The organism is Pseudomonas sp. 2995-3, from assembly GCF_002742565.1.
Lineage (GTDB): Bacteria > Pseudomonadota > Gammaproteobacteria > Pseudomonadales > Pseudomonadaceae > Aquipseudomonas > Aquipseudomonas edaphica.
In genome coordinates this window covers 65794-84090 of the sequence record NZ_LJSB01000223.1, presented here as the reverse complement: position 1 = coordinate 84090, position 18297 = coordinate 65794, and the positions used below count along the sequence as shown (strand labels likewise).

Genomic DNA, 18297 nt, shown 5'->3' with positions numbered 1-18297 from the left:
TTCGAAAAATTCGATGCCAATATAGGCGTCGCGGGATACTGCGCAGCGATACGAAAGTACTTGATGCCCGACTCAACGCCCGAAACGTTCAGTGTCGCGCAGCTACCCTTTGAGTCTCGCCTATACTGCAAAGGATCGATTTTCTCAAGGGTCCGGAGAATAAGAAATGAAAAACTTGATGAGTTCCTAAGCTCGCCCTTAAAGAATAGCGACTTCTGCGCTCCAGAAATTGAAAAAACCCGTGCGGGTCGTTTCAATGCACAAGGAGAACGCACACTTTATCTGGCCGACCATCCTTTCGTTGCTTTAAAAGAATGTGAAGTTGAGCCAGGCGATCATTTCCTACTCAGTTACTTTGTATTCAAAACTGATACACAATTTGTAAGCGCCAGTGCTAGCAAATCCAAATACACCAAGCTTTTAAACTCACTACTCACAACTAAAGATAAAAACTTCTACGAAGTCATCACACGCACCTATAACAACCTCCTGAACTATCAAACCCATCATGGAATTGCTTACAACTCCGTAAAGATCCCAGAAAAATACTGCCACACAACGTGGGGAGAAATAGACTCTATTACAAATCTCGCCATGACCGAGGAAAAACTTTCCGCCGCCGAGCTACAAGTCGGCTGGCTTGCCCGATGCGACGAGCATTATCGCCCTTACTATATAAAAATTCTGTCACACGACGTAAAAAACGAAAAAAGAATATTCACATCGCAGGATTATCATAAAAATAAATCAAGATTCATGACTGAACATCGCAAGGCAATGAGGCAGATCTATCAACTCAGCAAAAGGACAAAAACACTCATCAAACGAAAAGACCATGAAGGCGTCAATGCCGCCCCGCTGAAACTGCTCACTCAAGAGTGGAGTTTATGACCGCGCAAAACAACAAACCAAACCAACTAGCACAGCTTTGAATACTTATAACTGGAGGAATGATGCAATTTGCAGTAGCACTTATAGAGTATTTGATTTCTGGCGTCGTGGCGTCGGCTTGGCTAACTGCGGTATTTGCCAACTACTACCCACTTCTGCTGCACACTATTCATGACTATAAAGAATTCATTATCATCATCTATCTACCCATTGCCTATATCCTGGGAATCTATGTGGACACCACGTCGTCGTTTTTCATACGACGATCGGGAGAAATAACCAAGTTGGCAAGCAAAGCAATAATACTTCCGCCTTCAATCCGTGACACAACGTTAGCAATGTATCGTACTGTCGCAGGAAAACCAAAAGAAGACCCTTACAAAAAAGGCGCCGCGATCCTCGCATTTTCCCCTTCCGATGCAATTAGGACGATGGAGGCTTATATCAGCAGAGATCGAATTGCCCGCGGCGCGACCTTAAATTCTTTTGCTGGGGCAGTCACTGCTTTATGTTACGCGCCTCCTGAGCACAAGTTTCTGGTGACGATTATCTGCAGCATCGCCTGCGTATACTCCTATATGATGCACAGACGACTAAGCCGGCTATCTTCAAGCTTTAAAAAAGTGGCCTTGGCGAATCTGCAAATGCGCACACCTACCGAAGCCGGGAAACTGCAAGCGTCTACAATTGAATGCGCGCAGGATTGCAATAAGCCCTAAGAAATCAATCCTCCTGAGGCTTCAACACACAGAACCCCACCATCCCAAACAACGGTGAATTAACCGACACCAAACTCCCGATTTTAATCGAGCAACCTGTAATTCAAGATGTCCTTGGCGTTCGTCAACACAGGTTGGATTTCACCCTTCTGTGGCCATTCTCATCAGTTCGAACCGGCACAACAGGCTCAAGTAAACTGTATTCTGTAGTGCTTTACCACCTCCCAAGACAAGGAAAAAGTCGATGAAAACCCTGGTAGTCGGTGCAAGCAAAGGCCTTGGTAAAGCCTTGATGGAAGGCCTTGGCGAGCCTGGGGACACGCTGATCGGTGTGTCCCGCAGCCGTCCTGAAAACCTCGCGCCGCTTGCCGGTGTACACCTGCATTGGGTCGAGGCCAACCTGGCCGAGCCCGCCAAGTCTGCGCAGGTCATCGTCGACGCAGTCGCAGAACACGGGTTGGACACGCTGATCTACAACCTCGGCATTTGGGAAGAATTGGCCTTCGACCCGGCCTACCGCTTCACGGCAGACAGCGACGACCAATTGGAGGCCATCGTCAGTTGCAACATCACCTCAACGATCCTGCTGATCAAACGGCTGCTACCGGTGTTACTCAAAAGCACTAACCCGAGGATTATCCTCACCGGCTCCACCTCCGGCCTGCCGCAAAGTGGCCGCCCGGAAGTCGCCTTTGGTGCCTCCAAATTCGCCCTGCGCGGAATCGCCGATGCATTGCGCGAAGGCTACCGACAACAGCACCTGGCGGTGACCTGCCTGAACCTGGGCTACCTGAACACCGAAGACCCGCTGAGCACACCACGTGCCGAGGCCGCGCAACGCGATGAAGGCCACTCGATTCCCGTGCACGATGTAGTGCAGGTGGTGCGTATGACCTTGAGTTTGTCTTCCGCCAGTTTCGTCAAGGACATCACCTTGCCAGCCATCCTTGACGAGCGCTTTTGAACCAGGAGAACGCAGCATGACCCGAGCCGAACTCGCCGACTTTTACCAAGGCTACATCGACTGCCTCAACCGCCAGGACTGGGAGCACCTGGGCCACTTCGTCCACCCGCAGGTGACCTACAACGCCACCACCGTCGGCCTGGCAGGCTACCGCGCGATGCTGGAACGCGACTTTCGTGAGATCCCGGACCTGGTGTTTCGCATCCAGCTGCTGGTAGCCGACCCGCCTACCATCGCCAGCCGGTTGAATTTCAACGTCAGCCCCAGAGGCGAGTTCTTCGGGCTGCCGATCAACGGCAGGACCGTGGCCTTCGATGAAAACGTATTCTACGAGTGCTGCGACGGGAAAATTGCGCAGGTCTGGTCGGTCATCGACAAAGCCGCGATAGCCCAACAGCTGACACCCGATAAACCTTGCTCGACCGTCTAGACTCTCTACACCCAACCACCCCGTGGAGACCCAAGATGAACAAAAACACCCTCTGCCTCTGGTACAACGGCACCGCCCTGGAGGCGGCCACTTTCTACGCCCGGACGTTTCCGAACAGCGCTGTGACGGCCGTGCATCACGCCCCTGGCGACTTTCCGGCGGGCAAGCAAGGCGATGTGTTAACCGTCGACTTCAGCGTGCTGGGCATTCCCTGCCTGGGCCTGAATGGTGGCCCGGCGTTCCCGCACAGCGAGGCGTTTTCGTTTCAGGTGGCGACGGACGACCAGGCCGAAACCGACCGCTATTGGAATGCCATTATCGACAACGGCGGCCAGGCCAGCGCTTGCGGCTGGTGCAAGGACAAATGGGGCGTGTCCTGGCAGATCACCCCGCGCGTCTTGTCTGCGGCGGTGACGCATGCCGACCCGGCCATCGCCAAGCGTGCGTTCGATGCGATGATGACCATGACCAAGATCGACGTGGCCGCCATCGAAGCTGCGATAGCTGGGCGTTGAACGCAACACAGACCCGTGTGGGAGCGGGCTTGCTCGCGAATGCAATCTTTCAGACAGGCAGATATTGACTGACCCACCGCTTTCGCGAGCAAGCCCGCTCCCACACCCGCCCGCAGTCTGGCATTCTTGCGGCCTCAGTCGTCGAACACGAGTCTCAGGCCCATGAACCATGGCGTAAAACTTGAACCGCGCACCATCCCGGTCCCAAGCTCGATCAGCGCCCCAGCCCAGGCGACACTCCAGCGCCTGGTCGGGGCTGATGGCGTGCCGTTGAACGCACTGCACAGCATGCCCGAGCCGCACGACCACGATGGCTGGCGCCAGCTGCAAGCCGTCGTCGACCAGAACTACACCAGCGCCAATGCCGGACAGGCGGACGCCCTGCGCGCCAGCCTGCACACCATCACAGTAGAAAGCGCCACCGTGCACGTGGCCACACCGCCGGGCTACACGCCCTTTGCCTACATTGATCTGCACGGCGGCGCACTGGTGTTCGGTGGCGGCGAAAACTGCCGTATTGCTGCCGGCAAGCAGGCCGACCTGCACAACCTGATGTGCTACGGCATTGATTACCGCATGCCGCCTGATCACCCGTACCCGGCGGCGCTGGATGACTGCGTGGCCACCTACCGCCATGTACTCAAGCACCATGCGCCTGAGCACATCGTGATTGGCGGCCGTTCGGCAGGCGGTAACCTGGCGGCGGCAATGGTCTTGCGCGCCCGTGACGAAGGGTTGCCAATGCCAGCGGCGCTGGTGCTGCTCTCGCCGGAGGTCGACCTGACCGAATCCGGCGACAGTTTCCACGTCAACCGAGGCGTCGACGTGGTTCTGCCCATGCCGCTGATGAGCACCAACCTGCTGTATGCCAATGGCGCGGATTTGTCCCACCCGTACCTGTCGCCCCTGTTTGGTGATTTGGCCGGCTTCCCGCCGACCTTCCTGCAAAGCGGTACACGGGATCTGTTCCTGTCCAACACCGTGCGCATGCACCGCGCCTTGCGCCAGGCGCAGGTGCCGGCGCTGCTGCATGTGTTCGAGGCCATGCCCCATGGCGGCTTCATGGGCGCACCGGAAGATGCGGAACTGGCAGCCGAGGTCGCCGCATTTGTGCGCGAGCACCTTCGGCGGAGTTGACATATTCAGTCACATCCCCTGAAGATGCAGATCTTATTCAGGGTGTGCCAGCGCATGTCAGCAACGTCTTTCGTTAACCTTTGTGCCAGTGGCTTGATTGCCAAGGCGCAAGGTTGCGTGGCGCACGCCCTTAAATCGAAGAAACAGTCGCTCATGTGACCGGGGCGCGCTGTCCCGTCAGATGAGCTGACAGGACATTGAGCGCGGCGGCCCCCTCCTCCTTCTGCACAATCCCTCTGCCCTTCTGACGGTGACTTTAGCGGTCAACCATCAGGAGAAAGTGCATGTCATCGTTTCAAGGTATCTGGGTTCCCATAGTCACGCCGTTTCAGGATGGCGCCATCGACTTTATCGGCCTGCACCGGCTGGTCGGTCACCTGCTGGAAAAACACGTCGCCGGGATCATGGTCTGCACCACCACGGGCGAAGCCGCGTCGTTGAGCCGTCAGGAGCAGCTCGCCGTGCTCGATGCCGTGCTGCAATGGGTGCCCGCGCAGCAGGTGGTGATGGGCCTGGCGGGCAACAACCAGATAGAACTGCTGCACTTTCAAAGCGAAATTCTCCAGCGCCCGGTAGCCGGTCTGCTGGTGCCCGCGCCCAGCTATATCCGCCCTTCCCAGGCTGGCCTCCAGGCGTTTTTCCGCACGGTGGCGGATGCCTCCAGCGTGCCGATTGTGCTCTACGACATTCCCTACCGCACCGGCGTGACCTTTGAGCAGGCCACGTTGTTGAGCATCGTCAAACACCCGCGAATCAGCGCGATTAAAGATTGTGGCGGCAACCTGGCCAATACCCTGGCGTTGCTGGCCAGTGGTGACGTGAATGTGTTGTGCGGCGAAGACGTCCAGATTTTTAACGCGCTGTGCCTGGGCGCCAGTGGCGCGATTGCGGCCTCGGCGCATCTGCACACCGAGGCCTTTGTGGCGCTGTGCCAGCAAGTGCGCGATAACCAATTGGCCGAGGCCAGGGCGACGTTTTTCACGTTATTGCCGCTGATCAACACGATGTTCATAGAGCCCAACCCGGCGCCGGTGAAGGCTGGGTTGGCGTTGCAGGGCTTGATCGGCAGCGAACTGCGCGCGCCAATGCAAGCTGCCAGTGCGCGCGTACAGCAGGCGTTGGGCGAGCTGCTGTAAACGCCCTGTCGGGTTCATGCGCCAAAAAAAGACATCCAACGGACCGCCCGGTTGCGACCGGCGCGATCCCGGCCTATGTTCCAAGGCACGCCTTTACTTTGCTGCTCCACCTCTGTCTGCTCGCAACCAAGGTGAATTCATGCCCAGCCTCCCACGTCCCGCCGTGCTCGAACTGATCGGCAACACGCCGCTGGTCAAGGTCAGCCGTTTCGATACTGGCCCTTGCACGCTGTTTCTCAAGTTGGAATCGCAAAACCCCGGTGGCTCGATCAAGGACCGTATCGGCCTGGCCATGATCGACGCCGCCGAACGTGACGGCCGCCTGCAACCGGGCGGCACCATTATCGAAGCCACCGCCGGCAACACCGGCCTGGGCCTGGCGCTGGTCGGCCGGGCCAAAGGCTACCGTGTGGTGCTGGTGGTGCCCGACAAGATGTCGACTGAAAAGGTCTTGCACCTCAAGGCCATGGGCGCCGAAGTACACATCACCCGTTCCGATGTCGGCAAGGGCCATCCCGAGTACTACCAGGATGTGGCCGCTCGCCTGGCCAAAGACATTCCCGGTTCATTCTTCGCCGACCAGTTCAACAACCCCGCCAACCCGCTGGCCCACGAAACCAGCACCGCCCCGGAAATCTGGGCGCAAACCCAGCATGATCTGGACGCGATTGTGGTCGGTGTCGGCTCGGCCGGCACCCTCACCGGGCTTACGCGCTTCTTCAAACGCGTGCAGCCCGAACTGGAAATGGTGCTGGCCGACCCCGTGGGCTCGGTGATGGCCGAATACAGCCGCAGCGGGAAAATGGAAACGCCCGGCTCCTGGGCCGTGGAAGGCATCGGCGAAGACTTTATCCCCTCGATTGCCGACCTCTCCAGTGTGCGCCATGCCTACTCCATCAGCGATGAAGAAAGCTTCGACCACGCCCGTCAGTTACTCAAGGCCGAAGGCATCCTCGGCGGCTCATCCACCGGCACCCTGCTTGCCGCCGCACTGCGTTACTGCCGCGAACAAACCGAGCCAAAACGTGTGGTCACCTTCGTCTGCGACACCGGTACGCGCTACTTGTCCAAGGTCTACAACGACCAATGGATGAACGACGCGGGCCTGTTGCAATACAAACACTACGGCGACCTGCGCGACCTGATCGCGCGGCGCTTCGAAGACGGCCGGGTGATCAGCGTGAGCCCCGACGACAGCTTGCTCACCGCCTTCCAGCGCATGCGCCTGGCGGATGTCTCGCAGCTACCGGTGCTGGTGGACGGCCGTGAATTGGTCGGCGTCATCGACGAATCCGACATCCTGCTGGGCCTGCATCAGGACGCCACACACTTTTCCATGGTGGTGGCAGACGCCATGAGCAAAACCTTGCAAACCCTGGCCCCCAGCGCCAGCCTGGCCCAATTGCAGGCGGAACTGGATCGCGGCCTGGTCGCGATTATTGCCGACACATCCGGCTTCCATGGCCTGATCACCCGCGTCGACCTGCTTAACCACCTACGGAGATCCCTTGCATGAGCCTGCCCGATAAAAGCGCGTTTGCCACCCGTGTGATCCACGCCGGGCAATCCCCCGACCCAACCACGGGCGCGCTGATGCCGCCGATCTACGCCAACTCCACCTATTTGCAGGACAGCCCCGGCGTGCACAAGGGGTTTGATTACGGGCGCTCCCACAACCCCACGCGGTTTGCCCTGGAGCGTTGCGTGGCCGACCTGGAGGGCGGCAGTGCGGCGTTTGCGTTTGCTTCGGGGTTGGCGGCGATTTCCACTGTGCTGGAACTGCTGGATGCCGGTGCGCATATTGTCTCCGGCAACGACCTGTATGGCGGCACGTTCCGGCTGTTCGACAAGGTGCGTCAACGCAGTGCCGGGCACCGTTTCAGCTTTGTCGATTTAAGCGACCTGTCGGCCTTTGAAGCCTCACTGCAGAGCGACACACGCATGGTCTGGGTCGAGACCCCGAGCAACCCGCTGCTGAGCCTCACCGACCTCAGCGCCATTGCGCGTATCTGTCGCGATCGCGGCATCATCTGCGTGGCCGATAACACCTTCGCCAGCCCATGGATCCAGCGCCCACTGGAGCTGGGCTTCGACATCGTGGTGCACTCCACCACCAAATACCTCAACGGCCACTCCGACGTGATCGGCGGTATCGCCATCGTCGGCCACAACCCGGAACTCGCCGAGCGCCTGGGCTTTTTGCAAAACTCGGTCGGCGCGATTGCCGGCCCGTTCGATGCGTTCCTGACCCTGCGCGGGGTAAAAACCCTGGCACTGCGCATGGAGCGCCATTGCAGCAACGCACTGGACCTGGCCACCTGGCTGGAACAGCAGCCGCAAGTGTCGCGGGTGTACTACCCAGGCCTGGCCTCGCACCCGCAGCACGCACTGGCGCGCAAGCAGATGCGCGGGTTTGGCGGGATGATTTCGGTGGATTTGAACAGTGACCTGGCGGGTGCCACACGTTTTCTGGAAAACGTGAAAATTTTCGCGTTGGCCGAAAGCCTCGGCGGCGTGGAAAGCCTGATCGAACACCCGGCGATCATGACCCATGCAAGCATTCCTGCGGCGACGCGGGCGCAGTTGGGGATCGGCGATGGGTTGGTGCGGTTGTCGGTGGGGGTTGAGGATGTGGAAGATTTGAGAGCCGATCTGGCTCAGGCGCTGGCCCTGATCTAGACGCCTGTGGGAGCTGGCTTGCCTGCGATACAGACACCTCGGTGTATCAGTTGCACCGCGGTGATGCTATCGCAGGCAAGCCAGCTCCCACACAAGCCAGCTTTCACAAGGGGGATTGTGTCAGGCTGAAGTGACGTTGGCCCGCGCCGAGTGCAGTTTTTTATAGCTCTCGATCAAGCGCAAATGCCGATCCAGGCCTTCCAGCTTCATGCTGGTCGGGGTCAAGCCATAAAACCGCACACAGCCGTCCACCGAACCAATCACCGCATCCATCCGCTCGTTACCGAACATTCGGCGGAAGTTGGCCTCGTAATCGGCGAGGTCCAGGTCGTCGTCCAACTGCATCTCCAACACTGCGTTCACGGCCTGGTAGAACAGGCCGCGTTCAGCGGTGTTGTCGTTGTATTGCAGGAACATCTCCACGCACTCCTTGGCCTCCTCATATTGCTGCAAGGCCAGGAAGATCAGCAGTTTCAACTCCAGGATGGTCAACTGACCCCACGCCGTGTTGTCGTCGAACTCAATGCCGATCAAGGTGGTGATGTCGGTGTAATCGTCCAGCTCGCTTTCGATCAGTCGCTCGACCAACGCCTGCAGCGCCTCCTCGTCAAGGCTGTGCAGGTTGAGGATATCGGCGCGGAAAAACAGCGCCTTGTTGGTGTTGTCCCAGATCAGGTCGTCCACCGGGTAGATTTCCGAGTAGTCCGGCACCAGGATCCGGCAAGCCGTGGCGCCGAGGTGTTCGTACACCGCCATATAGGACTCTTTGCCCATGCCTTCGAGAATGCCGAACAGGGTGGCGGCTTCTTCGGCGTTGGAATTTTCACCTTCGCCCGAGAAGTCCCACTCGACGAACTCATAGTCCGACTGCGCACTGAAGAAGCGCCACGACACCACGCCGCTTGAGTCAATAAAGTGCTCGACAAAGTTGTTCGGCTCGGTCACCGCCTGGCCTTCAAAGGTCGGCTGCGGCAGGTCATTCAAACCTTCAAAACTGCGGCCCTGGAGCAGTTCGGTGAGGCTGCGTTCCAGCGCCACTTCCATGCTTGGGTGTGCGCCGAACGAGGCGAATACGCCGCCGGTGCGCGGGTTCATCAGGGTGACGCACATCACTGGGAACTCGCCGCCCAGGGATGCGTCCTTGACCAGCACCGGGAAGCCCTGGGCTTCCAGGCCTTCGATACCCGCGACAATGCCAGGGTATTTGGCCAGCACTTCTGCGGGCACGTCCGGCAAGGCGAACTCGCCTTCGATGATTTCGCGCTTCACGGCGCGCTCGAAGATCTCCGACAGGCACTGCACCTGGGCTTCAGCCAAGGTATTGCCCGCGCTCATGCCGTTGCTGAGGTAGAGGTTTTCGATCAGGTTGGACGGGAAATACACCACTTCGCCGTCGGACTGGCGCACGAACGGCAGCGCAACAATCCCGCGTTCTTCATTGCCCGAGTTGGTGTCGAACAGGTGCGAGCCACGCAGCTCGCCCTCACGGTTGTAGACCTTCAGGCAGTAGGCATCGAGAATTTCACTCGGCAGCTCGTCCTTGGGCCCAGGCTGGAACCAGCGTTCGTCCGGGTAATGCACGAACGGCGCATTGGCCAGCTCCTCACCCCAGAACTGGTCGTTGTAGAAGAAGTTGCAGTTCAGCCGCTCGATAAACTCGCCCAGGGCAGACGCCAATGCGCCTTCCTTGGTTGCGCCCTTGCCGTTGGTGAAACACATCGGCGAGTGTGCGTCGCGGATATGCAACGACCACACGTTGGGCACGATATTGCGCCACGAGGCGATTTCAATCTTCATGCCCAGGCCGGCGAGAATGCCGGACATGTTGGCGATGGTCTGCTCCAGCGGCAGGTCCTTGCCGGCGATGTAGGTGCCCGCCTCGGAGGTGGAATTGGGCATCAACAATGCCTGCGCATCCGCGTCGAGGTTTTCCACTTCCTCGATCACAAATTCCGGCCCGGCCTGCACGACTTTCTTCACGGTGCAGCGGTCGATGGAACGCAGGATGCCCTGGCGGTCCTTGTCGGAGATGTCCGCTGGCAACTCGACCTGGATCTTGAAGATCTGGTTGTAGCGGTTTTCCGGATCAACGATGTTGTTCTGTGACAGGCGAATATTCTCGGTGGGAATATTGCGTGTTGCGCAGTACAGCTTCACAAAGTACGCCGCGCACAACGCCGACGAAGCCAGGAAGTAATCGAACGGACCCGGGGCCGAACCGTCGCCTTTGTAGCGAATCGGCTGGTCGGCAATCACCGTGAAGTCATCGAACTTGGCTTCAAGCCGAAGGTTGTCGAGAAAGTTGACCTTAATTTCCATGCGGGCACACCAGAATAACGAGCTAAACAAATTGGCCGCCATTATGAAGATTTTCGCCGGGAAGTCTCAGGGTTTTGCGAATCGGCTGCCGATCGGTGCTAACGTCCACCCACCACACTTTGAGCCATCGGCCCATGTCCATTACCGATAACCTCCTCGCCTTTACCTTCGCCGCCACCCTGCTCACGCTCACGCCGGGGCTGGATACCGCGCTGGTGCTACGCACCGCCACAGTCGAAGGCAAACGCCAGGCGCTGCACGCCACCTTCGGCATCAACGCCGGTTGCTTGCTGTGGGGCGCGGCCGTGGCGTTTGGCCTGGGCGCTTTGATTGCAGTGTCGGAGCTGGCGTACAACCTGCTCAAATATTGCGGCGCGGCTTATCTCGCGTGGCTGGGCCTGAACATGTTGGTGCGCCCACGCCGCTCACTGTCACCCGCCAAAGCCGAGGGCAAACCGGGCGGCAACTGGTTCCTCAAGGGCATGCTGGGCAATGTGCTGAACCCCAAAGTGGGCATCTTCTACGTGTCCTTCCTGCCGCAATTCATCCCCCAAGGCCAGCCGCTGATTGCCTGGACCTTTGGCCTGGTCAGCATTCATGTGCTGCTGGGCCTGCTGTGGTCACTGCTGCTGATTGGCGCCACCCGGCCGCTGTCCGGTTTCCTGCGCAGGGAAAAGGTGATCCGGTGGATGGACCGCACCACCGGCATGATCTTCGTGTTGTTCGCCGCGCGCTTGGCATTGAGCAAGCGCTGAACCTTAGCCGAGGCGGATCGACAGTTCGATATCATCGGCAAACGGCACCGACAGATAGCCGTTCCCAGGTTCGCGCACGTGCGCCAGGTATTCAGGGCAGTAGTTGGTGTTGTCAGCCACCACCAGCGCGCCCGGCCGCAGGTGCTTCTCTAACAGGTTCAACACATCGCCATACAGCGACTTGGCGCCATCGAGCAGCAGCAGGTCGACCGTTTGCGGCAGGTTTGCAGCCAATGAGACCAGCGCGTCGCCTTCACGTACCTCGATCAGGTCGCTGACGCCGCCTTCGATGAAATGTTCGCGCGCCAGGGCAATCTTTGACGGTTCGAATTCGCTGCCGATCAACACGCCGCCGCCGTTGTCGCGCAGTGCGGCAGCCAGGAACAAGGTGGACAACCCGAACGAGGTGCCGAACTCGACAATAGCTTTTGCATGGCTGCTGCGGGCCAGCATATAGAGCAGGTTGCCGGTGTCACGCGAGACGGGCAGCCACAGATCCTTGAGCATCGTGTAAAGCTCAAGGTACTCGGTTTTGCTGTGCATCAGGCGGTTGCGCTCTCGCGGCGACACAGTATCGATGAGCGGGCTGGTCGCCGCATTGGCTTGGGCGTAGAGGCGTTCGATCAGGGCTGCAAGAGGCGCAGTGGTCAGGGTGGTCATGATTGATTTCCGTCGAATGGGGACTAAGATGCGAGTAATTCGTCGCATTAAAAGTATGCGAGTGATTCATCGCCTTCGCTATTCGCGTTCGCCCAGCGCTCGGAACCCCAAATGACCACCCGCCAGACGCCCCGTATTGCCTCGCGCAAACAGCCACAACAGGCACGCTCGACCGAGTTGGTGGCGGCGATTCTCGAAGCCGCTATTCAGGTTTTGGCCAAGGAAGGCGCTACGCGTTTCACCACCGCGCGGGTCGCGGAAAAAGCCGGCGTGAGTGTCGGCTCGGTCTACCAATACTTCCCCAACAAGGCCGCGATCCTGTTTCGATTGCAGAGCGATGAGTGGCAGCAGACCACCCAAATGCTGCGCGACATCCTCGAAAAAACCGCCGTAGCGCCGCTGACCCGCCTGCGCACACTGGTGCATGCATTTATCCATTCCGAGTGCGAAGAGGCGCTGATGCGCGGTGCGCTGCACGACGCGGCGCCGCTGTACCGCGATGCGCCGGAAGCGGAGCAAGTGCGCGCGGCCGGCCGGCAAGCCTTTGAGACATTCATGCATGAGTTGCTGCCCGAGGTGCCCGACGCAACCCGCGCACTGGCGTGTGACCTGATCCGCAGCACGCTGGGTTGCGTGGGCAAGGACTTTTCCTTCAGCCCGCGCACCGCTGCCGAAATCGAGGTGTATGCCGATGGCATGGCCGCTATGTTCAGTGCTTATGTGAATACACTCAATCGGCCCTGATTGCTTACGAAGCCGTAGCGGAAGGTTCACACGGCGATTGAAGGCACCAGCGCTCGATGGGAGTATCGGCGACTGTGGGAGCTGGCTTGCCTGCGATGGCGATGGGTCAGTCACCGATGTATGCACGGATAGACCGCTATCGCAGGCAAGCCAGCTCCCACTTTGGATCGATGTGCATCGTGCAAATGAGCTTCGAACAATAGACCTGTTTAAGCACGCCCAATCGCTGCTATGTTTCGCGCCTGATCCAGCCAAAGGATGTGCCATGGAACCGCTAGCCACAAACGCCGCGTTGTTGATCATCGACATGCAGCAAGGCATGAATGACCCCACGCTGGGGCGCCGCAATAACCCCGACGCCGAGGTGCAGATACAGCACCTGCAGCGTGCATGGCGGCAGTCCAATCGCCCCGTGGTGCATGTGCGGCACATGTCCCGCAGCGAAGGCTCGGTGTTTTGGCCGGGCCAACCGGGCTGTGAGTTCCAGCCGGCACTGGCACCGCTCAAGCATGAGCATGTGGTGGAAAAAAACGTCCCGGATGCGTTCGCCGCCACCGGCCTGGAGCGTTGGCTGCATGTGCGTGGGATCCGGCAATTGGTGATCGTTGGGGTGATCACCAACAACTCTGTCGAGTCTACGGCGCGCTCCGGCGGCAACCTGGGTTTTGAGGTAACAGTGGCGGCGGACGCCTGCTACACCTTTGATCAAGCCGATTTATCGGGCCGCCTCTGGCCTGCCGAGGATGTGCATGCACTGTCGCTCAGCAACCTGGCGATGGATTACGCCAGGGTCACAGCCACTGCCGATATCCTGGCCATGCTTTAAAAAACGCCTGCCTGCGCGAGCATGTCGATAAGCCCTTCTGGCCATACCGTGTCTGCCGTCGAATGCAGCGCCTCGGTGGACCACCAATGGTGATCCGCCATGACTTGGGCTTCTTGCACAGTCCATTCGTCTCGCGACAGGTGCTCGTTTTGCGCCTGCACAACAAAGTACTGCTCAATGGCCAACACCGTTTCACCACTGGGTAGCATCAGCTCAAATCGGCGATCTGCTACCGGCGCTTGTACGTCACTGACCACAATGCCGGTCTCTTCACGCAGCTCACGGATCGCAGCGGTGGGAAAGGTTTCCCCGGCTTCAACACCGCCGCCGGGCGTCGCCCAGTAATTCCTGCCGGCCAGTGCCCCGTCCTTGTGGACGAACCGGAACAGCAGCACTTTTCGAGCCGGGCTGATCACCAAAAGGCGTGCCGCCTTGCGCTCACGCATTGTCTCTCTTCCTTTCACCAAGCCGCTCTACCAGTCTTACCAGATAACCATCCGGGTCCTGTACCAGAAACTCGCGCTGCCCAACCTCGACCTCGCCTGCCCGGTACCACACGTCTTTGCAGGCCTTGAACACGGGATAGGCCGCCCTCTCCAGCCGTTGAATAACCGGATGTACCGCCACGACATCAATTTGCAGGTTCATGCCGCGCCCGAACGGCCGTTCCAACGCCCCCGTGAGCCATTGACTGGCGAGTGGGTCGACTTGTTCAAGCATCACCTGGGCTCCGTCCAGGTCAAGATACGCGAAGCCGTCTTCCAGGCGCTGATAAGCCACCGTGAACCCCAGACAACCGACCCAGAACTCAAGGCTGCGGTTCAGGTCGGTCACCATCAATTCCGGGACCAGATTATTTCTATGCATCGCCCATCACCGCCCAACCTGAGGCCATGCGGCAGATGACTTTATCGTTGGCACCGCTGCGGGCCAGTGCGACACGTTCCGTGATCAGTGGCATGCATCATCCTTAATGAAAAAATATCGATGGCATCTTAACGGTGAAAACACCTCGGGGCTCAACACTTTCAACCTGGCGGGCCCCATGCTTCGGCATGGTTAAATTTTCAGGACAAAAACATTTTTTGTTGTACACAAAATAAAGCTAAAGATTTATAACCCTCGGGCCGAGACAGTCAGTGATATCAAATCGCCTCTTCGCCCAGTGGTCGTCTCGATGAAAATAAAAAACAAGCTCGTTCTCGCGTTCGTCTCTGTCGCCTTTATCCCGGTTAGCCTGGTTGCAGTTATCTCCGTCATGAACACGCGGACTCAGGCGGTCGATCAGTTTATTGATGGCAGCACCCGCGAAATACGTCAGATCGATGGCAATATCCGGCAATTCTTCGACGGCACCTTGCAGAACGTCGATCAAATGTCCGCTGATCCTGTATACACTTCAGTGAACACTCTAAAAGATTATCAGCCTGCAAACGCCGCGAGTCAGCCAATGCCCGCCCAGGCGCAGCAGGTAATCGACCAGTTTGCCCGTTTTGGCGCCACCCACCCTTCCGCTGCGATTCTGTCCATTGGCCTCGAAGACGGCACCTACGCCAAATGGCCCGATGACCCACAACTGGCCAAATACGACCCGCGCACCCGTCCCTGGTACAAGGCTGCCATGGCCAGCCCCAACAAGACCGTGCGCACACCCGCTTACTACTATGACAAGGATGATGTGGCGCTGGTGGGCACCGCACGTGCTCTGCTCGACAGCAGCGGCAAGGCCAAGGGGGTGTTCGTGGTCAGCGTGTCGCTGAAGAACCTCACCGAATTGCTCAAAAGCATCAAGCTGGGTGAAAGCGGCTACGTGATGTTGATCGAAGACGGCGTGGTGCTGGTCGACCCGCGCAACGCCGCGCACAACTTCAAGCCGCTCAAGGACCTCGGCGCGCCGTATGCGCACTTGGCCGAGACGCCCCAGGGCTCAACCGAGGTGGTCATCGACGGCGTGCGCTACATGGCCAACGTGTGGACCTCACCGGGCCTGGGCTGGCGGTATGTGGGGCTGATCGAATACAACGAAGTCATGGCGGCGGCGACGCGCATGACCTACCTGACCACGGCAATCGTGGCCGTGCTGGTGCTGATCTTCGGGCTGATCGCCGCGGCGTTTTCCAAGGTGATCGTCAAACCGATCGGCCAGGTCAGCACCGGCTTGCAGTCCATCGCCCAGGGTGAAGGCGATTTGCGCCATGAGCTGCAAGTACAGGGCAAGGATGAAACTGCCGAGCTGGCGGGCTGGTTCAATAAATTCCTCGCCGCAATCCGTCAACTGATCCAGCATATTGGCGCGGCCTCCACCAATCTTCAGGACGCGTCACGGGTCAACAGTGAAGTGGCACATAACATGAACGAAGCCGCCGGGCGCCAGCGTGAAGCGGTGGAATTGGTGTCTACCGCGTTCAATGAAATGGTCGCCACCGCCAACGAAGTCGCACGCTCGTGCAGCGGCGCGGCGGAGTCGGCCGAGAACGGCCATCGCCGTGTGGCCGAAGGCAAACAGCAGATCGAAGTCACCACCGATAACGTCAACCGCCTGGGCCGCCGCCTGACCGAGTCATCCCAGGCCATGGTCGAGCTGGAAGCCGGCAGCCGCAGCATCAACCAGATCCTCGGCACTATTCGCGCCATCGCCGAGCAGACCAACCTGCTGGCCCTCAACGCCGCCATCGAAGCCGCCCGCGCCGGTGATCAGGGCCGTGGTTTTGCCGTGGTGGCCGATGAAGTGCGCGCGCTGGCCAAGCGCACCTCCGACTCCACCGGCGAGATCGAGCAGTTGCTCGGCACCCTCGGCAGCAAGACCGAAGAAGTCACCCAGAAGATGAGCAGTTGCCTGGACCTGTCCCGCGCCAGCGTGTCGTCCATCGAAAACGCGCGGGACAGTTTCGAGGGCATCCAGTTGTCGGTAAACGAGATCCGCGACCAGAACCTGCAGATTTCCGCCGCCGCCGAGGAACAACACAGCGTGGCCGAAGAAATCAACCGCCATATCCAGCAGATCTATGACGAGGCAAGGTTGGTGGAGAGCCTGGCCAATGCTGCGCAGGATGATTCGGGGCGGTTATCGAGCCTGTCGCAGGAGCTGAATGGCTTGGTCGGGCGTTTTAAATCCTGATGTGCGCAGCGTAGGTAAAGTGAGCCTGAGTGCCAAATTACCTATCTATACCTGCTGTCTATACCTGCTGTGAAACCATCCAGTCGATAAAGGTTTGCAGTCGCACGCTGAAGGGCTCGCCCACGGCACTCGGGTTTCGCGCCTCGAACAGGAAATACGCGATCTGGATGCGCATCGCGGGGTGATGCTGTACGAACAAGGCAACGTGCTCTTCGAGGGTGTACGGCCAGGGCGCGTCGGGGCCGCGCAATATGTTGGTCGCTCGAATCAGCTTGCGAGCCGCTTCGCGTTGCAGCCGCAGGCGCTCGGTTGGGGTATTGGCCTGATGGATGAGGTTGAGATAGCCGCTCAACACGGATTCAAAATCACCATTCAACGCCAGGGCGATTTCGCGCGAAGGCTGGAAGCGTTCAAAGCGCAGCGAAAGATCCTCGCCCCACACACAACGGCAATGATGCTTGAGCCAGAAACCCCATTTATTTGCGTTTTCGGGCGCCAGTACTTCGGCGCGGTGGCCGATATCGAAGTCAATCTTGGTGACCACCGGGTGGCGTTGCTCCAGCGCCTGGCGCAGCGTTTCCAAGTGTGCCAATACCTGTGCATCCGGCGGTTCGAGCAGAATCAGGCTAAGGTCCAGGTCCGATTCGCCTGGGCTTGCTTCGCCCCTGGCGACACTGCCATACACATAAATGCCGTCCAGCCCGGACTGGGAGAGGCTGGCGATGACATCCGCCAGCAGCGGCTCAAACTCAGGCTGGAAGGCGGCATTGCCCAGCGTCAGCACACAGCCCTGGGCATCCACACCGGTCACCGTACTCATGGGTGATGCACCTCGATCACCAGGCCTTCCGCCTCACTCGGCACACAGAAATGGCGGGTGATCAGGTCAAACTCGGCGTCGGTGGCGGCGAAATCATGCTCGCCCTGGGCATTGCGCGCCTGTAAACGGCTGCGGCAGGTGGCGTCATCCAGCTCCAGATAGTGCAGGCAGTGCGGCGCTTGCGCAGCCTGAGCCAAGCTCAGCAGCCACTCGCGATTAGCCAGCGTATTGGCTGGGAAGTCCAACACCACGTTGATGCCCGATTGCAGCACGTTGATCACCAACGGCCCGAGCACACCTCGAATACGCTGGGCGCAGCTCACGTAATCGGCAATCGAGAGGACTTCGCCTGGGTAAAGTGTGGCGAGCCAATGGTCTTCGCTCAACAGGATGGCGGCGTGTTCAGCGGCCAAAGTGTTGGCCAGGGTGGATTTGCCGGAGGCGATCTTGCCGCACAGCAGGTGCAGGGTTGGCATGGACAGGGTTCCTTTTGTCAGGCCCTGAAGCATGCCAGTTTTCAGGGTTCTGCATAATGAGAACCTATTCTGTAACAGTGAATGGGCACCCTGGTTTCGACAAATTAA

The 18297-nt window shown here is 59.0% G+C and carries 20 protein-coding genes; 13 read left to right on the top strand and 7 right to left on the bottom strand.

What is annotated here, in order from left to right; genetic code table 11:
• The first annotated feature begins 63 nt into the window (after positions 1 to 63).
• The 9 genes from AOA62_RS21365 (at position 64) to AOA62_RS21325 (ending at position 8471) form a co-directional block, all read left to right on the top strand.
• On the top strand, positions 64 to 891 hold the full coding sequence (locus tag AOA62_RS21365; RefSeq protein ID WP_158235134.1) for an RES domain-containing protein: 828 nt from the start codon (positions 64 to 66) through the stop codon (positions 889 to 891).
• Positions 892 to 953: 62 nt separating this feature from the next.
• Complete coding sequence (locus tag AOA62_RS21360; protein ID WP_099549654.1) at positions 954 to 1610, top strand: hypothetical protein; 657 nt, start codon at positions 954 to 956, stop codon at positions 1608 to 1610.
• Between the two features lie 244 nt (positions 1611 to 1854).
• Positions 1855 to 2574, top strand: a complete 720-nt coding sequence (locus AOA62_RS21355) for an SDR family oxidoreductase (protein ID WP_099549653.1) — start codon at positions 1855 to 1857, stop codon at positions 2572 to 2574.
• A 16-nt stretch (positions 2575 to 2590) separates the two neighbouring features.
• A complete protein-coding gene (locus AOA62_RS21350) occupies positions 2591 to 3004 on the top strand; it encodes an ester cyclase (protein ID WP_099549652.1) in 414 nt (137 codons plus the stop codon).
• Positions 3005 to 3039: 35 nt separating this feature from the next.
• A complete protein-coding gene (locus tag AOA62_RS21345; protein ID WP_017138934.1) occupies positions 3040 to 3519 on the top strand; it encodes a VOC family protein in 480 nt (159 codons plus the stop codon).
• 162 nt (positions 3520 to 3681) lie between these two features.
• Positions 3682 to 4656, top strand: coding sequence for an alpha/beta hydrolase (locus AOA62_RS21340; RefSeq protein WP_099549651.1), 975 nt, complete (start codon positions 3682 to 3684; stop codon positions 4654 to 4656).
• A gap of 284 nt (positions 4657 to 4940) precedes the next feature.
• On the top strand, positions 4941 to 5792 hold the full coding sequence (gene dapA, locus AOA62_RS21335) for a 4-hydroxy-tetrahydrodipicolinate synthase (protein ID WP_099549650.1): 852 nt from the start codon (positions 4941 to 4943) through the stop codon (positions 5790 to 5792).
• A gap of 139 nt (positions 5793 to 5931) precedes the next feature.
• Entirely contained in the window at positions 5932 to 7308 is a 1377-nt protein-coding gene (locus tag AOA62_RS21330; RefSeq protein ID WP_017138937.1) for a cystathionine beta-synthase, read from the top strand.
• Positions 7305 to 8471 carry a cystathionine gamma-synthase gene (locus tag AOA62_RS21325; protein WP_099549649.1) on the top strand — a complete coding sequence of 389 codons (1167 nt, stop codon included), beginning with the start codon at positions 7305 to 7307 and terminating at the stop codon, positions 8469 to 8471. The genes AOA62_RS21330 and AOA62_RS21325 overlap by 4 nt, the downstream gene beginning before the upstream one ends.
• A gap of 120 nt (positions 8472 to 8591) precedes the next feature.
• On the opposite strand, the gene AOA62_RS21320 is transcribed toward AOA62_RS21325, so the two are convergent.
• Positions 8592 to 10790, bottom strand: coding sequence for an OsmC domain/YcaO domain-containing protein (locus AOA62_RS21320; RefSeq protein WP_099549648.1), 2199 nt, complete (start codon positions 10788 to 10790; stop codon positions 8592 to 8594).
• Positions 10791 to 10924: 134 nt separating this feature from the next.
• Between AOA62_RS21320 and AOA62_RS21315 the strand changes: the two genes are divergently transcribed.
• On the top strand, positions 10925 to 11545 hold the full coding sequence (locus AOA62_RS21315) for a LysE family translocator (RefSeq protein WP_017138939.1): 621 nt from the start codon (positions 10925 to 10927) through the stop codon (positions 11543 to 11545).
• 3 nt (positions 11546 to 11548) lie between these two features.
• On the opposite strand, the gene AOA62_RS21310 is transcribed toward AOA62_RS21315, so the two are convergent.
• The gene (locus AOA62_RS21310; RefSeq protein ID WP_099549647.1) at positions 11549 to 12205 is read right to left on the bottom strand and encodes an O-methyltransferase; all 657 of its coding nucleotides are present in this window, start codon (positions 12203 to 12205) and stop codon (positions 11549 to 11551) included.
• A 111-nt stretch (positions 12206 to 12316) separates the two neighbouring features.
• Between AOA62_RS21310 and AOA62_RS21305 the strand changes: the two genes are divergently transcribed.
• Complete coding sequence (locus AOA62_RS21305; protein ID WP_099549646.1) at positions 12317 to 12949, top strand: TetR family transcriptional regulator; 633 nt, start codon at positions 12317 to 12319, stop codon at positions 12947 to 12949.
• 265 nt (positions 12950 to 13214) lie between these two features.
• The gene (locus AOA62_RS21300) at positions 13215 to 13775 is read left to right on the top strand and encodes a cysteine hydrolase family protein (protein WP_017138942.1); all 561 of its coding nucleotides are present in this window, start codon (positions 13215 to 13217) and stop codon (positions 13773 to 13775) included.
• On the opposite strand, the gene AOA62_RS21295 is transcribed toward AOA62_RS21300, so the two are convergent.
• The 3 genes from AOA62_RS21295 to AOA62_RS32510 form a co-directional block, all read right to left on the bottom strand.
• A complete protein-coding gene (locus tag AOA62_RS21295; RefSeq protein ID WP_099549645.1) occupies positions 13772 to 14221 on the bottom strand; it encodes an NUDIX hydrolase in 450 nt (149 codons plus the stop codon). The genes AOA62_RS21300 and AOA62_RS21295 overlap by 4 nt on opposite strands.
• Positions 14214 to 14612 (bottom strand): VOC family protein, encoded by a 399-nt coding sequence (locus tag AOA62_RS21290; RefSeq protein WP_232626450.1) that lies wholly within the window; start codon positions 14610 to 14612, stop codon positions 14214 to 14216. Before AOA62_RS21290 ends, AOA62_RS21295 begins: the two co-directional genes overlap by 8 nt.
• 268 nt (positions 14613 to 14880) lie before the next feature.
• Positions 14881 to 15150: a hypothetical protein gene (locus AOA62_RS32510; RefSeq protein WP_236447661.1), complete on the bottom strand. Its 270-nt coding sequence runs from the start codon at positions 15148 to 15150 to the stop codon at positions 14881 to 14883.
• On the opposite strand from AOA62_RS32510, the gene AOA62_RS21280 reads away from it, so the two are divergent.
• On the top strand, positions 15034 to 16893 hold the full coding sequence (locus AOA62_RS21280; RefSeq protein ID WP_225932994.1) for a methyl-accepting chemotaxis protein: 1860 nt from the start codon (positions 15034 to 15036) through the stop codon (positions 16891 to 16893). The genes AOA62_RS32510 and AOA62_RS21280 overlap by 117 nt on opposite strands.
• Before the next feature lie 58 nt (positions 16894 to 16951).
• On the opposite strand, the gene AOA62_RS21275 is transcribed toward AOA62_RS21280, so the two are convergent.
• Together AOA62_RS21275 and AOA62_RS21270 are read right to left on the bottom strand one after the other, a co-directional pair.
• Positions 16952 to 17713 (bottom strand): nucleotidyltransferase domain-containing protein, encoded by a 762-nt coding sequence (locus tag AOA62_RS21275; protein WP_017138947.1) that lies wholly within the window; start codon positions 17711 to 17713, stop codon positions 16952 to 16954.
• Positions 17710 to 18189, bottom strand: coding sequence for an ATP-binding protein (locus AOA62_RS21270; RefSeq protein WP_017138948.1), 480 nt, complete (start codon positions 18187 to 18189; stop codon positions 17710 to 17712). The genes AOA62_RS21275 and AOA62_RS21270 overlap by 4 nt, the downstream gene beginning before the upstream one ends.
• Positions 18190 to 18297: the final 108 nt, after the last annotated feature.